The following is a 15,641-nucleotide window of genomic DNA, read 5'->3' as shown; positions in this document are numbered from 1 at the left end:
CTGGAGGTACAATCATATGTCCACAATGGAAGCGACCAGACCGCTCCATCACTAACAACGACTCCATTTACTGATGCTACGGAATATGATGCCTGTATGGCTGATGCGCAAAGCACAGTTCCTGAATGGACTGAAGCAAATGCAATTACAGGTTACTCTGATAATTGCGGGCAAGCTGTTTCTGCATCTCTCGATAGCACCAGAACAACCGGAGACGATTGTGACTGGACAGTAACTTATTACTATACTGTTTTTGATGAATGTTTGAATCCGCTGGAGGTACAATCATATGTCCACAATGGAAGCGACCAGACCGCTCCATCACTGACAACGACTCCATTTACTGATGCTACGGAATATGATGCCTGTATGACTGATGCGCAAAGCACAGTTCCTGAATGGACTGTAGCAAACGCAATTACAGGTTACTCTGATAATTGCGGGCAAGCTGTTTCTGCATCTCTCGACAGCACCAGAACAACCGGAGACGATTGTGACTGGACAGTAACTTATTACTACACTGTTTTTGATGAATGTTTGAATCCGCTGGAGGTACAATCGTATGTCCATAATGGTGGAGATAAAACTGCTCCAACAGGATCAGAGCCTTCAGATGTAACTGGTATTAATGATTGCCAACCAACGCAAACTGAAGCCGAGGCAGAATTCGATGCTGTAACTGTAGCGCTCAATTATTCAGATAACTGTGGAGGCGATGTAATTGTTATATTATCGTCAGCAATAGTAAGTGGCAACGATTGTAACTGGACAGTGGCTTATACATATGAAGTTCAGGATGTCTGCGGGAATGCCCTTACAGACCAAGGATATTCAGTTAGTGGTGGCGATGAAACTGATCCTACCGTTGTTACACAAGATATTGATGTCTGGATTGGATCGGATGGAACTGTTTCTATCACAGTAGATCAAATAGATAATGGCTCTTCCGATAATTGTGATCCTGATCCGGCAATGGAGTTGGATAAAACAGAATTTACGTGTAACGATATAGGAGAAAACACAGTTACTTTAAAGGTTACAGACGAATGTGGTAATTGGGCAGAAGGAACTGCCACAGTAACCGTGTATGTTCCTACAACAACAGTGGCCAAAATCAGTGCCGAATCAGCCCGATATATGGATGATATTACCTTCTATGCAGAAGTATCATCCAACTGTTCAACAAGTGAGTTCGGAGGCAATGTAATTTTTTATCTGGATGGAGATTCAGTTGGCACTGCACCGGCCTTCCCAATACCTTTAGGTGAAGCTGGTTATCCTGATACTCTTAGGGCAACATTGATTCACAAAATAATTGAAATGCCGGGAGACTATGAACTCACAGCTAAATTCACACCTACAACTGCATATTATGATGGAAGTGAAGGTGAAGTAACTCCATTCGAAGTGGTCGCTCGTGAAGCTACTCCGTATAATTCTCTTGCAGGGTTCTACACCGGAACCATTTTAGCATGGACTACAGGGCCTAATTCAAGTACAGGGACTATAACACTAGCAACTGTCCTTAAAGATACCATCAATAATCCAACCGGAGATTTAAGAGGTGCTAAAGTTACATTCTGGATGGAAGATGGCAACGGAAACATGAAAGTGGTTCCAAGCTCTAAAGACCTACCTGTCGGATTAGTTGAAATGACGGACGGTTCAATTGGTGTTGCAAGTGCAGATGCACAGTTCGACATTGGAAATTATGAGAACCAATCTTTTCCAGTTTGGGTGCAAGTTACCGGTGGTTACACCAATGGTTTTGATCCTTCAAATCCAGGGGAAGCACACGCTGTTGTTATGGTTTCCAAACCTGTTCCAGGTGGCTCTATTGCAGGTATGGGCTCAATTGATAATGTAAACTCAAACGGTCAGATTAGAGGTGCTGTTGGAAAAAACACCAATTTCGATTTCTATGTTACCTATAACAAAAAGAAAACCAACCCTCAGGGAAAAATGACCATTTTTGTTACTAGCTGGTATAAGGCAGACGGCACTCTGGATAATCAACTCCACTTTTACAAAATCACTTCAAATGCCATAAACTTGTTAGTTATGGGTGCTGGTGAAAACTACACTGGTGAGCTTGGTGGTGCAGATATATTATCATCCGGGGAAGCAATCTTTGACGCCAAGGCTAATCTATCTGAAAAAATTGGTGATACTTATGTCGGAGTAGAAGGAAATTCTCCATTACATGTTACTATGACCGATGGAGCGATTGGAAGTAAATCGATTGAAGGCTCAATTGCTATCACCTATTTCAATAGCTCTGGCGGTATTTGGTTCTCAAGCAATTATTCACTTGATGAGAATGAAATTACGAATGAAAAGGATTTGACTTTAGGTTATATCGAAGTACTTGCCAACGACGATTCATCTGCTGGCACTACTTCAAGACCGAGCAAAACCAAATCCGCCACAATAGCCACTTCCTTAGAACCAATGTCGGTTTTAGAACCGGGCTTGAAAGTGTATCCGAATCCATTTAAGGATCAGGTGCGTTTTGAGTTTGTTTCGCCGGTGGCTGCTCAGGCAAAAATCGACATTTACAATATGGCCGGACAAAGGATACAAACCGTATTTGATGGCACAGTGGAAGAAAACACTACTTATAATGCCGAATTTATTCCTGAGACACAGGTTAGTGGAATGTATTTCTACAAAATGCAACTTGGCGATCAGGTTTACAATGGTAAACTGGTTTATAAAAAAGATTAACGTACAGCGAACTAAGTCGTAACGTTTTTAATAGGACCGGCGGAAGCAATTCTGCCGGTTTTTGTTTATTACCATTTCGGTTTAATGGCCCAAATACGCTTATCTGTCACATCTCTCCATAAGCATCATCATTCTTAAGCTTACTAAGACTTATTCCAAATTTCACTAACATCCTTTATTTCAATAACATTTACGATTAAACTCCGTACCGTCAATAGTAAACAAAGGAGTAAAACAAAATAAACCAAACCACCATGAAAAAATCTGTATTTATACTCATAGGCATTATCATTTCCATAGTGATAATTGCAGCAGTTGGAACTACTATTGAAGATTTTTTTATGCCGGGCTCCCAACCGGGTGGATCCGGCAATATTGAACACCCTGACAAATGCGACAATTGCCACGGAGGCTACGATAAGACCATTGAACCGGCTTTTAACTGGCGAGGCAGTATGATGTCGCAAGCTGCACGTGATCCTCTATTTTACGCCTGTTTGACTATTGCCGAGCAAGATGCTCCGGGCTCAGGCGATTTATGTATCCGTTGCCATGCGCCTGACGGATGGCTCAATGGCCGCTCTACTCCTACCGATGGCTCCGCTTTAAACAGCAATGACCGGGAAGGTGTTCAGTGCGACTTTTGTCATAAACTGGTTAAACCTTCTGATATCGGAATCAATCCATTCGAAGGGAATACAGAATACACAAACAACACTTACCTTTCTGACCAGGAGTATCTGTCGGGAATCACCATGATCCCGCCCCAATCAGGAAACGGGATGTACGTAGCACACGATGCCAATGCCAAACGCGGGCCATTCGTCGATGCGGCCGCAAAGCATCAAATATTTTACTCGCCATTTCACAGTGAGTCTGACATTTGCGGAACCTGCCACGATGTTAGCAGTCCGGCAATTGGAGAAAATGGTGGTTTTACTTTAGGAGGTATAAACAAAGGCGTTGGAGCATTTACTACACATATGATGCTGCCAATAGAACGGACTTATAGTGAATGGATAATAAGCGACTTCAATCCCGAAAACAATCCTGACGGAGTTCCTTCAGAAGCGTTCGGAGGAAACAAAACCAATGTCTCAACTTGCCAGGATTGCCACATGCACGACGTTAGTGGCGTTGCAGCCAACAAAAGAGGAACAATATTTCGTGATGATTTGCCCTTGCATGATATGACTGGTGGAAATACTTTCATTCCCGACCTTGTTGCACAATTATATCCTGACGAAGTAGATTCCCTTGCCCTGGAAAGCGGGAAACAAAGGGCATTGTATATGCTTCAGAATGCAGCTTCGATGGATTTAACTGTGACGGATAATTCTGATGGGACCCAAAACGCTATTGTCAAAATAACAAATAATACGGGTCACAAATTACCTTCAGGTTATCCCGAAGGGAGAAGAATCTGGATCAATATCATTGCACTTAATGCAAGCGGAAATACAATTTTTGAATCCGGCGCCTATAATTACGAAACCGCTGAATTACAGACATCAGGAACTAAAATATATGAAACCAGGTTAGGAATGGATGACAATGTATTAACAGCCGCCGGAACAGCCAACGAAGAAGATGGTTCTTCATTTCACTTTGTGTTGAACAATAAAGTTATAAAAGACAACCGGATTCCACCACAAGGTTTTACTAATGCAGCATTGGAAGCTATTCAATCACCTGTTGTTGGCTATTCCTATATCGATGGGCAAAATTACGACAATACGCTATATACCATTCCGGCAGGTGCCACTTTTATAAAAGCCCAACTGATGTATCAAACTGTTTCAAAAGAATTCATTGAATTCTTAAGAGATGAAAACAACACCAATACACTGGGCCAAGACTTATACGATTTATGGGCTGCTAACGGAAAATCGGCACCGGAAGTTATGTGTGAAGAAGAAGTTGGAACTCCTCCCATACCGGATTTAATTCCAATTTCGGTTGTGGCAACCGGATTTACACGAAACATTTTAAAAGGCAGTAAAGAATCGATTTCGGTTACCGTACGAGTTACCGATTTGAATGGAGTGGTCATTGATCACGCAACAGTAAACGGCACTTTTGACGGGCCAACCTCAGGCAGTGTAAGCGGCGTAACCGATGCAAGCGGTCTCGTGACATTTACATCGCGTGCAATCAGAAATCCGATCGGACAATGGTGCTTCACTCTGGAGTCAATTAACAAAGAAGGATACAAATATTCTGGTAGCGATTCCTGGTGCGAATCGGATATGACCAAAAGCGCACATATTGGAAATTCAGGTAATGCAGAATTTGGAGTTAATGTTTATCCGAATCCGTTCTTCAACATACTCAATTTCCAGTTTACGAACAAAAGTGATTCACATTGTTTGATTGAGCTTTTTGATGTAACCGGGAAAAAACTGGATGTGGTACTTAATGAAAAGATATTTGCAGGGCAAAGTTACAAGGTATCGTATAACGCTGAAAAACTTTCAGATGACTTAATTTTTTATCGCATTCAATTTGATGAAGAAGTATTAACAGGAAAAGTGGTACATCGATAAATAATGTACTAATTACATTTAGACAAAAGGCGCACAGCTGTGCGCCTTTCTTATGTTCAACTTTGAAATTTCTATTGCGTGAACCCGTCAAAATCGAAACAAATATTGTCAACACTTTCAAAATCAATAAAAATTTTGAATCATACGACACAAAGGAAACAGCGACGTTTTTAACATCACTATTTCGACGTAACTTCCTATCAGTTAAAAACTTTAGCTGGCAAGAAGTAAAGTCATATCTGCAAAAGATATATATTGAGTTGAATTTTAAGAAATGTACTTCGCCAATTAAGGCGCGATAAATAAACACGAGGATATAAGTCTTTGATTTAGGACGCTTCAAAAAGACAACGGTTGATAACAAAATCGATATCAACTGTAAAACTTCCGAATTTTAATCAACCCCTATTTAATTGATCAGCTAAGTCTGTAACAGGTTTATCTGTAATGAAAAATTGAAAAAAACACAACAAAAATTAAATCAATGAAAGCGAAGATTTTGGCAGTGATGATGTTAGTCGTGGGTAGTGTGTTCTGGAGTTGTAACAGCGACCAGCTTATACCAAACTACGAAGGAGAAATGCTAGCTGTGACGGCAGACTTAAACCAGGAAATTGTTGGATTGAAAAGTGGGGAGGTAGGGATTATAAATACAGGCGGAACTCAATCTTTCCCTCTGCTCCATAAAGGTGAAGAGGTGGGTTCGATGGACGTAATGTATAACCATAACTCCCTTATCGTACTTTTTCTGGGTAATCAGAACTATAACATCGACCGAGTTCAGCTTTGGGTAGGCACCGATATTGAGGAGGTCCCCTCAAATCCGGTCAATAAACCTACTCCTGGAAGATTTCCGTTCAAGAACTTCGGTTTCAACAATTTCATTTTCCTGATCCCGCAAGATCAAATTGCGGATGATTATCTTTTATCTGAAGGTAATCCTGTTTTGTTTGTAGCTCACGTCGAAGCAAGTAATCGACAAACAGGTGAAAGCATATCGACCTGGAGTGAAGGAGATACATTTAGTCCTAAAAGTAATGCGACTTACACAGAATATACGCCCGGTACACCAAACATAGGCGGAGGATGTTTCCCATTTCCGGCATATTGCGGAACAATGGTGAACAAAGCATTCTATCTTGATGCTACGAATATTGATGGCCAAAGGATTGTAGCTAAAATTGGGGAAAATAATTGGTTAGACATCGGTTACTTAAGCTTCGATTCAGGAAATATCATATTCAACTTTGATCAGGAGTGGATGTTTACAACCCTTGTTGAACCCGAAGTGTTTGTTACCGGGTATAATGAATTAGGTACAAATGGACAAGTAATTTATTCAGGGATTCCGATGTCTCCGAAGCCCCCAATCTATTACTATTTTGGACCCGTAGAAGGCTACAATTTTTATAAGATAGAACTAAAAGTACAATACTGTTTTTAAAATATGTTGGGACAACGAGGGGATAGTAAATAAGGGGACAGGAAAAGGCTGCAAAACGCAGTCTTTTCTTTTGTTGCCTGAACCAAAAGTTCCTACCTGTGTTTGTAATCTAAAAATCGATGAACGATTTCTGGAATCAGCGCTACAGCGCCAGCGAATATGCCTACGGAGAAGAACCCAACCGGTTTTTGGTAAACGAACTTGCCAACCTGGTACCGGGTAAAATACTGTTTCCGGCTGAAGGTGAAGGAAGAAATGCAGTGTACGCGGCGCAAAAGAATTGGGATGTTAGCGCTTTTGATCCCAGTACTGAAGGTAAAAAAAAGGCACTTCAACTTGCCAAATTGCACGAAGTAAACATCGATTATAAACTTGCAGCATACGAAAACGTTTATTTTGCACCGGAAAGTTTCGATTGTTTGGTTCTTATTTTTGCTCATATGCCTGCTTTAAAAAGAACCGGGTATCATCAAAAATTACTTTCCTTTTTAAAGCCGGGTGGTACAATATTACTTCAAGCTTTCAGCAAAGAACAGATACTGTATAAATCAGGTGGCCCAAGGGATATTGAAATGCTGTATTCAAAAGAGGAACTTCAATTCGATTTTTCAGAACTATCAGAATTATCGATCATAAAAACAGAAACTGAATTAAATGAAGGACTCTATCACATAGGTAAGGCTAGTGTAATCAGCTTAGTGGGCAAAAAATAAGCCGTACAATTAAATTGGCAATTTTGAATTTCACGCCGTTTAAGGACTCAATAAATGAACCTTTTGTGCGTTATAAACGTATAGTTTGAAAATATTTACGTTAACTTTATAACACTTACTTACGGATCTTTAGGGATACAGCACCTAGTAAAAGCACAAAATTTAGACTGAACAGCGAAGGGAGAAGAAAAAAGAGAAAGAGAATTTTGTTATCTGAGCAGTATTATTTATACTTGCACTCGATTTCCGTTGAAATCACTCCCCTCGTAAATTGTTCCAAAAATTTTTATCAGACAATTATTAATCGGGAAAAAGATTTAATCTTATCATATGTACGACATTCTGGAATTAAACAAAAAGCTACTTCCTGAGCTCAAGGATATAGCTAAAGAACTCAATATCAAGCGTGTTGATTCCTACAAGAAACAAGACTTGATTTACAAAATATTAGACACGCAGGCCGTTATGGAGGCCGAAAAGAAAAGCCCCAAACCTGCATCAAAAGAGCAAAAAGGAGGAATCCTTGGGCGTTTAAAAAAGAGCGAGCCACAGGAAGAACCGCAGGAAGAGCCTCGCAGAGGAAAACGTCCGCGTCAGCGTGTAGAAACTGTTAAACGCGAAAAGGTTGGTTCGGGACCTAAAAACAAAGGCGACCAAAAAAAGAATGAACCTAAAAAAACAGAGGCACAGGACCATGCGCAATCGCGTCAGGACCAGATTAAAGCCATTATAAAAGGTTTTAACAGAGAAAAAGCACCTGAAACGCCTGCCGAAAAAACAGAACAAGCTGCGGCACCAAAGGTGGAAAGTAAGGAACAACAGGCCAACAAACCGGTTGAAAAGCATCAAAAACCTCAGGTTAAACCACAAAGCGAACAAGTTCAGCGAAAAGAGGAAAAAGCAGCAGTTCAGGCTAAGGCACCGGAAACTCCAAAACAGGAGAACAAACAACACGAAGGACAACAGCAACAACCACAACAACAACAGCAAAATCAGCAAGGACAACAAAAACAACATAATCAGAATCAAAATCAGAACAACCGTCAAAAAACACGTCAATTCGAGTTCGACGGAATAATTACCAATACTGGTGTTCTGGAAATTCTGCAGGATGGTTATGGCTTCCTTCGCTCATCGGATTTCAATTATCTGAACTCGCCTGACGATATTTATGTTTCTCAGTCGCAGATCAAGTTATTTGGATTGAAAACCGGTGACACCGTAAAAGGAACTGTTCGTCCGCCAAAAGAAGGTGAAAAATATTTCCCGCTGATAAAAGTGCTCGAAATTAATGGTCGTAGTCCCGAATACATTCGCGATCGCGTTCCGTTCGACCACCTTACGCCACTTTTCCCTGATGAAAAATTCATTTTAACCGGCAACGGTCACGATAATATTTCAACGAGGATCGTGGATATGTTTGCACCAATTGGTAAAGGTCAGCGTGGATTGATCGTAGCTCAGCCAAAAACAGGTAAAACCGTTTTACTAAAAGAGATTGCCAACGCAATTGCAGCAAATCACCCTGAAGTTTACATGATCGTTCTTTTGATCGATGAACGTCCGGAAGAGGTAACCGACATGGCGCGGAGTGTAAATGCTGAGGTGATTGCCTCAACTTTTGATGAACCGGCTGAAAAACACGTTAAAGTGGCAAATATCGTTCTTGAGAAAGCCAAAAGAATGGTAGAATGCGGACACGATGTTGTTATCCTGCTCGACTCAATCACCCGTTTGGCACGTGCTTACAATACTGTACAACCTGCTTCGGGTAAAGTACTTTCAGGTGGTGTTGATGCCAACGCATTACACAAACCAAAACGTTTCTTTGGTGCAGCACGAAACATCGAAGAAGGTGGTTCGCTCACCATTATTTCAACAGCACTTACCGAAACCGGCTCGAAAATGGATGAAGTTATTTTCGAAGAATTTAAAGGTACCGGTAACATGGAATTGCAACTCGACAGGAAACTTTCGAACAAACGTATTTTCCCATCAGTGGATATTCCTACATCAAGTACACGTCGCGAAGACTTGCTGCTTTCGAAAGAAGTACTCGACAAATTGTGGATCTTGCGCAACTACCTGGGCGATATGAATTCGCTGGAAGCCATGGAATTCATGAAAACAAGGTTGATGCGTGCTTCAAGCCCGGAAGAATTTCTGGCTTCGATGAACGACGGTTAAGATTAAATACCATGATAAGAATGAAAAGCAAGTCAATTGAGGCTTGCTTTTTTTTTGTCAAAATCCAGTAATTAACATAAATATTTAACCTTCATAAGCATTTTAATTTTTATTCGAATTGAATGGTTCGATTTTTGGTCTGCTTTTTCTAATTTAGACGAATTCCATTAATATGCCGACATGAAAACCATAGCGCTACTTTTTTTTCTCGCCTGTAGTCTGTCAACTTTTGCACAGGGCGATTACCAGCTCAACCAGGCCATCGATTTTTTCCGTACCAATAAAATGGTAAACGGCGAGATCAAGAATATGATTTCAGAAAAGGACATTGAAGGTTCGCCCTATTTAAATCCTGAATTTATTAAAGGAGATGTATACACCTCGTCAAAAGTGAAATTTGTTGAGATTCCGTTGCGATACAATATCTATAACGACGAAATGCAATTTCAATCGCCCGACGGGAAAGTTGCTGCGATTGCAGCTCCCGAAATCATCGAAAAAGTAACGTTCGGTGATTACACCATGGAATACATTCCGTTTATTAGCGCAAAAAAAATACGGCGTGGATTTTTCAAATTAGTTGTGAAAGGAAATGCCACCTTATATGCCCGTCCGAATATTGAATATCGTCAACCTGTACCTCCGGGTGCCTATAAGGAACCCGAACCGGCCAGGTTTCTTGAAAAAACTGACAGCTATTATATTCGAATAGGAATGGATGCCGCTCAAAAAATAGAAAGTAAAAGTGATTTGGAGAACGTCTTTCCTGATCATGCAAAAGAAGTTGCTAACTTCATTAAAAAGAACAAAGTCAACCAGCGAAAAGAAGATAAACTGAAGGCGCTGGTAGAATATTACAATTCCTTACAATAAAACTTTTATACTTCTTTTAACACCGCAGACGCTGATGCGGTATAATCTACGCTCCCCTTCAAAAGCCTATTTTTTTTGCAGAATATCTGGTTCTGTAGAATCCGTACCATGTTTCAAGTCCCCCGTAATACTGTCTATCCCAACAAATTTCAACCTTCATTCAAAAAAACTAAAAATATTTTCGCAACGTATGCAACATTGAAATATTACCTTCGTCATTCATTCAGAAAAACAAGCAGTGAATAAGCTTTACAAAAACATACATCAGGACATTATCGACCGGTGCCGTGAGGGGGATGAAAAGGCTCAGTTTCAAATGTATAAACTTTATTATAAAGCGATGTACAGTGTAAGCCTTCGGATAGTGAACGATGCCATGGAGGCAGAAGATGTGATGCAAGAAGCTTTTCTGAGTGCTTTTAAGAAAATGAACACGTACAAAGGCGAAGTGAGTTTTGGCGCCTGGTTGAAAAAGATAGTTGTAAACCGCTCTTTGGATTATTTAAAAAAAAGGAAAGTACAGCTCGAGGAAATCGACGAACGTACTACACAAATTGAAGATTATCAGATGCCGACGCATGAAATAAATGCCGAGGTACTGAAAGCAGCCATACAAAACCTTTCTGATGGCTATCGTGTAGTTCTCAGTCTCTACCTCATCGAAGGTTACGATCACGAAGAGATCAGTCAGATTCTGAATATATCGAATTCTGCCTCACGAACCCAGCTGTTACGAGCCAAAAATAAACTCAGAGATATGCTGAAAGGAAAAGAAGTATTCTCTTACAATTAAAAAGACGATGAAAGAAAAAGATTACATAGAAGAATTGATTGCCAATAACCTGGATGCTTTGAACGACAATGAACCTTTTGAAGGTCATTTCGAGAGATTTGAAGCTAAATTGAAGGCAAAAAACAGAACAAGAAAAGTATCCTTGAATCTGGTTTTAAAAGTAGCCGCAGTAGTTGTATTCGCGTTCTTAGCCACCAACCAGGCTTTTATCTATTTCTCGCCTGATTCTCAGGGCTTGATCCTGAATGCCAACAAAAGCAAGGCTGTTACTTTGGCTTCTGTTTCACCGGAATACCAGGAAGTGGAATTTTACTATACTACCTCGATAAATACAGGATTGGAGCAATGGAATGCATTAAGCGCCGAAGGAATGATCACGGAAGACGAAGAAGCCATGATGCAGGACGAACTTAAAGAATTTGAAAGGCTGTATAAAAACCTGCAGAGCGACCTGGCTGCAAATCCCAACGACGAACGGGTAATCAATGCCATGCTGGAGTTCTACCAGACAAAACTCAGCCTTATAACTATGATCGTAAATAAACTGGAAGAAGTAAAACAACAAAAAAATAACCACAATGAAAGCATTTAAATTAATTGCTGCACTCTTTGTAATCAGCATTCTAACCACCGCTGTCAGTGCAGAAGAGAAAACAAAGGAATACAACGAAAGCTGGCCTGTTAGCGAAGTATCTTCGCTCGAGATCTCGAATAAGTTTGGTGAAGTTCGCGTCAACAATGATGGTGGCTCCGAAGTAACCATCGATGTTAAAATTACGGTTGAAGCCGCCAACGAAAAAAAAGCAGAAGAACTGCTGGATATGATTGAAGTGAATTTCAGCAAAAGCGGCTCTACCGTAAAAGCAGTTACCGAAATTGAAAACAATTTCAAAAGTCAGAAAAAATTCAGTATCGATTACATCGTAAATATTCCTTCGGATAAAAACCTGACGATCGAGAACAAGTATGGAAATACCGTTGTAAACAGTCTCACCGGTAATGGAAACTTCGATATAAAATATGGCAACTTCACTGCAAACGAGTTAAAGACTCCCGAAAGTGGCGACCTGAAACTTGACTTGAAATACGGAAACGGGACCATCGGAGAGGCTTCGTTCCTAGTAGCAGAAGTTGGCTACTCTCCGTTAACCATCGAGGAAATAAAAGCACTTGACCTGGAGTCGAAATACTCAACGATTGAAGTAGAAGAAGCCGGCGATCTGCAAATCGAATCGAAATACGACAAACTCAGTTTCGAGGAAGTAAATTCGGTTACTGCCAACACCAAATACAGTAACATGAAAATAGGCGAGCTGGCAAAAAGTCTTCGTATTGAATCAGGCTACGGCGGTGTACAGGTTGGCCAGGTGAATGAAGGATTCGAATTCATTACCATTACCAACAGCTACGGACAAATTTCGCTTGGCCTCGACGATGCCAGCTACGATGTAGATGCAAACTGCCGTTACTGTGGCATTTCGTATCCTGAAGATAGTTTTACCGGCGACCGCATTAAAGAAAACAACACCTACCAACTTACCGGAAAAGTAGGCAGCGGAAACGGTGGAAAAGTCAACATTAAAAGCCAGTATGGCGAGATTAAGTTGAAAGACTAACTGATAAATTCTAAAATACAGTGAACCGTTCCATCTTTATGGAGCGGTTTTTTATTGCCCGCTTGACAAGCAGGTGACTTTCAAACATAATTTCGGTTCGGATTAGTCGTTTGTAAATTTGGGTTTCATTACATTTGTTACCATGCCTGAAACAGTCATAAATATGGTTGCCTTCGATATTCCTTACCCGGCCAATTATGGCGGAAGTATCGACATATTTTACAAGTTGAAAACGCTGAAGGAAAAAGGGATCGCTGTAATTCTGCATTGTTTTGAATACAATAAAAGCGAACAGCCCGAACTGGAAAATTATTGCAAAAGCGTAGTTTATTACCCTAGAAATAAAGGACTGAAATTTTTATTCTCACCCCTTCCCTACATTGTTGTTACGCGAAAACACCAACAGCTTCTAAAAAACCTGAAGGCAAATGATTTTCCGATACTGTTTGAAGGTTTACATTCCTGTGCTTTTTTAGATGCTCCGGAACTTAAAAACCGAAAGAAGATCGTTCGAACACATAACATCGAACATGACTACTACAGCGGGTTACAGAAAGCTTCGAAGAACCTTTTCACCAAAACTTATTATGCGTTTGAAAGCCGGAAGCTAAAACGTTATGAACCGGTTTTGCAACACGCGAATGCGATTCTGAGTATTTCGCCAAACGACTTTAAATACTTTTCTAAACAATATGAAAATGTTGGGTACATTCCTGCATTTCATCCTTTTTATGAATTAAAATCAAAGCCAGGAGAAGGTACCTACTTTTTATACCATGGAAATCTTTCGGTGGAAGAAAACGAAATGGCGGTACATTTCCTGATCGATCAGGTATTTAACAGGTTGGAGGCCCAACTAATTGTTGCCGGAAAAACTCCCGGGAAAAAGTTGCCGGAGAAAATATCCAAACTGCCAAACGTAACACTGCAAAGCAATCCTTCAGAGGAGGAAATGAACAATTTGATGCAAAATGCACAGGCTTGTGTTTTACCAACTTTTCAGGGAACCGGCTTGAAATTAAAACTGCTAACCTCCCTGTTTTCATCGCGTTACGTAATTGCCAATCCTACCATGGTGAACAATACAGGACTCGAGGATTTGTGCGAACTGGCAGATTCCGCTGAAGAATTCATAGCAGCCATAAACAAAATCTCGACAGACGAGTTTACTACTGAACAGATAAGTGAAAGAAAACAGAAATTAGTGGAATTCACCAACGATTTCAACGGTGACAAACTCCTAAAAATAATTGAAGAACTATGAGGAAACTGGTGTTTCTTGTATTGTTAATTGTTGCCAAATTCGGGTTTGGACAAGGTTATAAAATTGAAGTTGAATTACCAAACGCAGCCAATCAGGAGGTAAAGTTGGCCTATCATTTCCTGGACAAAATTTATGCGCGTGATACTGTTCTCCTCAACGAAAAAGGGATTGGCACTTTTCAAGGCGATAGCTTATTGCCACAAGGTCTTTACAAAATTCTGATCGACCAAAGTAAGCATTTTGATGTACTGATTGGTGCCGATCAGCAATTCCATCTTTATAATAACGGCATCGATGCCTCGAAAATGAAAATCGACGGATCGAAAGAAAGCGAGGCCTTTGTTGATTACCTGGTTTTCTTTAATAAGCTCAAGGCCAAAAGCCAGGAACTGAACCGGCAGTTAAAAAGTGCAGCTTCTGACCAGGAAAGAGAAGCCATAAGCGTACAACAAGCAGGACTGAATGATGAAATGAAAGCCTACTGGGACAAGATCAATCATGAACTACCCGGTTCATTTTTATACAAATTTTTGGTTGCGAACGAAGTGCCTGTGCTCGACATCAGTACACTTCCAATAGAAGTACAACAAAACGATTCGCTATTACTAATGGCCCGGTTCAACTACCAGCGCGAACATTTCTGGGATAATTTCGATTACACCGACGAGCGGATGCTATACACCCCATTTTACAAACCGAAACTGGATACCTGGTTCAACAAGGTGCTTTATCCGGCTTACGACTCGGTAAAACCATATGTTTACAGTTTTCTTGATGATGTGGAAAGGAATCCGCGCATATTCCAGTTTACCACCTCATACTTTATAAATGCCAGCATAAACAGCAACATCCTGGGGATGGATGCCTTGTTTGTCGATCTGGCCGAGGATTATTACCTCAACGGAAAAGCATTTTGGGCGACTGAAGCTTCACTCGAAACCATTCGCGAGAATGTGCTTTTTTATAAAGATAACCTGATTGGGAAAACCGGTGCTGATTTGATGATGGAAACTTACGATGGTGAATATGTCAGCCTGCACCAGGTTGATGCCGAAATTACCGTAGTCCTCATCTATGAACCTAATTGCGGGCACTGTAAAGTATTTGTACCCGAACTTTACAAAGAAGTATATCAGAAGTACAAGGACGAAGGACTTGAAGTTTTCGCAATCTACTCGATGGACAACAAAGAGGAATGGACTGAGTTTTTAGCAAAGCACAACATGTGGGACTGGATAAACGTATGGGACAAAGATCATACTACCCGATTCAAGATTCATTACGATGGCCGAAAAACTCCCGGTGTTTTTGTGCTCGATCGCGATAAAAAGATTATTGCAAAACGCTTGGATGTTGAACAACTGGAATCACTGATGGAAGAACGTTTGAAATAATTTCAGTTCATTTCGAACATCATAATTCTTTATCTGTTGATTATTCTTGAGATGTAGTAACGAACTTTAATGATTCCCGACGAT

Annotated in this window: 11 protein-coding genes; all 11 read left to right on the top strand. The window is 40.5% G+C overall.

Annotation, left to right across the window (positions count from 1 at the left end; all coding sequences use genetic code 11):
* A partial coding sequence (locus tag HFD85_RS06845) for a T9SS type A sorting domain-containing protein (RefSeq protein WP_167606595.1) occupies positions 1-2,727 on the top strand: 2,727 nt, incomplete at its 5' end.
* A 254-nt stretch (positions 2,728-2,981) separates the two neighbouring features.
* Positions 2,982-5,273: a multiheme c-type cytochrome gene (locus tag HFD85_RS06840; RefSeq protein WP_167606593.1), complete on the top strand. Its 2,292-nt coding sequence runs from the start codon at positions 2,982-2,984 to the stop codon at positions 5,271-5,273.
* Between the two features lie 484 nt (positions 5,274-5,757).
* On the top strand, positions 5,758-6,717 hold the full coding sequence (locus tag HFD85_RS06835; protein ID WP_167606590.1) for a hypothetical protein: 960 nt from the start codon (positions 5,758-5,760) through the stop codon (positions 6,715-6,717).
* A 119-nt stretch (positions 6,718-6,836) separates the two neighbouring features.
* On the top strand, positions 6,837-7,430 hold the full coding sequence (locus HFD85_RS06830) for a class I SAM-dependent methyltransferase (RefSeq protein WP_167606587.1): 594 nt from the start codon (positions 6,837-6,839) through the stop codon (positions 7,428-7,430).
* A 330-nt stretch (positions 7,431-7,760) separates the two neighbouring features.
* On the top strand, positions 7,761-9,617 hold the full coding sequence (rho, locus tag HFD85_RS06825; protein WP_167606584.1) for a transcription termination factor Rho: 1,857 nt from the start codon (positions 7,761-7,763) through the stop codon (positions 9,615-9,617).
* Positions 9,618-9,797: 180 nt separating this feature from the next.
* Complete coding sequence (locus tag HFD85_RS06820; protein WP_167606581.1) at positions 9,798-10,490, top strand: hypothetical protein; 693 nt, start codon at positions 9,798-9,800, stop codon at positions 10,488-10,490.
* Positions 10,491-10,728: 238 nt separating this feature from the next.
* On the top strand, positions 10,729-11,283 hold the full coding sequence (locus HFD85_RS06815) for an RNA polymerase sigma factor (RefSeq protein ID WP_167606578.1): 555 nt from the start codon (positions 10,729-10,731) through the stop codon (positions 11,281-11,283).
* Between the two features lie 7 nt (positions 11,284-11,290).
* Positions 11,291-11,875 (top strand): hypothetical protein, encoded by a 585-nt coding sequence (locus HFD85_RS06810; protein WP_167606575.1) that lies wholly within the window; start codon positions 11,291-11,293, stop codon positions 11,873-11,875.
* On the top strand, positions 11,862-12,899 hold the full coding sequence (locus HFD85_RS06805; RefSeq protein WP_167606572.1) for a DUF4097 family beta strand repeat-containing protein: 1,038 nt from the start codon (positions 11,862-11,864) through the stop codon (positions 12,897-12,899). Before HFD85_RS06810 ends, HFD85_RS06805 begins: the two co-directional genes overlap by 14 nt.
* A gap of 142 nt (positions 12,900-13,041) precedes the next feature.
* The gene (locus HFD85_RS06800) at positions 13,042-14,163 is read left to right on the top strand and encodes a glycosyltransferase family 4 protein (protein WP_167606569.1); all 1,122 of its coding nucleotides are present in this window, start codon (positions 13,042-13,044) and stop codon (positions 14,161-14,163) included.
* Positions 14,160-15,557 carry a redoxin domain-containing protein gene (locus tag HFD85_RS06795; RefSeq protein ID WP_167606566.1) on the top strand — a complete coding sequence of 466 codons (1,398 nt, stop codon included), beginning with the start codon at positions 14,160-14,162 and terminating at the stop codon, positions 15,555-15,557. Before HFD85_RS06800 ends, HFD85_RS06795 begins: the two co-directional genes overlap by 4 nt.
* Positions 15,558-15,641 lie beyond the last annotated feature (84 nt).

The organism is Maribellus sediminis (genome assembly GCF_011799805.1).
Taxonomy (GTDB): domain Bacteria; phylum Bacteroidota; class Bacteroidia; order Bacteroidales; family Prolixibacteraceae; genus Draconibacterium; species Draconibacterium sediminis_A.
Note: the sequence above shows the minus strand (reverse complement) of the source record. Positions and strands in the feature narration are given on the sequence as shown.

Excerpts from the sequence above, each read along its gene's own strand:
- rho (WP_167606584.1), top strand. The coding sequence starts at position 7,761 with ATGTACGACATTCTGGAATTAAACAAAAAGCTACTTCCTGAGCTCAAG.
- HFD85_RS06795 (WP_167606566.1), top strand. The coding sequence starts at position 14,160 with ATGAGGAAACTGGTGTTTCTTGTATTGTTAATTGTTGCCAAATTCGGG.
- HFD85_RS06800 (WP_167606569.1), top strand. The coding sequence starts at position 13,042 with ATGCCTGAAACAGTCATAAATATGGTTGCCTTCGATATTCCTTACCCG.
- HFD85_RS06805 (WP_167606572.1), top strand. The coding sequence starts at position 11,862 with ATGAAAGCATTTAAATTAATTGCTGCACTCTTTGTAATCAGCATTCTA.
- HFD85_RS06820 (WP_167606581.1), top strand. The coding sequence starts at position 9,798 with ATGAAAACCATAGCGCTACTTTTTTTTCTCGCCTGTAGTCTGTCAACT.
- HFD85_RS06810 (WP_167606575.1), top strand. The coding sequence starts at position 11,291 with ATGAAAGAAAAAGATTACATAGAAGAATTGATTGCCAATAACCTGGAT.
- HFD85_RS06835 (WP_167606590.1), top strand. The coding sequence starts at position 5,758 with ATGAAAGCGAAGATTTTGGCAGTGATGATGTTAGTCGTGGGTAGTGTG.
- HFD85_RS06830 (WP_167606587.1), top strand. The coding sequence starts at position 6,837 with ATGAACGATTTCTGGAATCAGCGCTACAGCGCCAGCGAATATGCCTAC.
- HFD85_RS06840 (WP_167606593.1), top strand. The coding sequence starts at position 2,982 with ATGAAAAAATCTGTATTTATACTCATAGGCATTATCATTTCCATAGTG.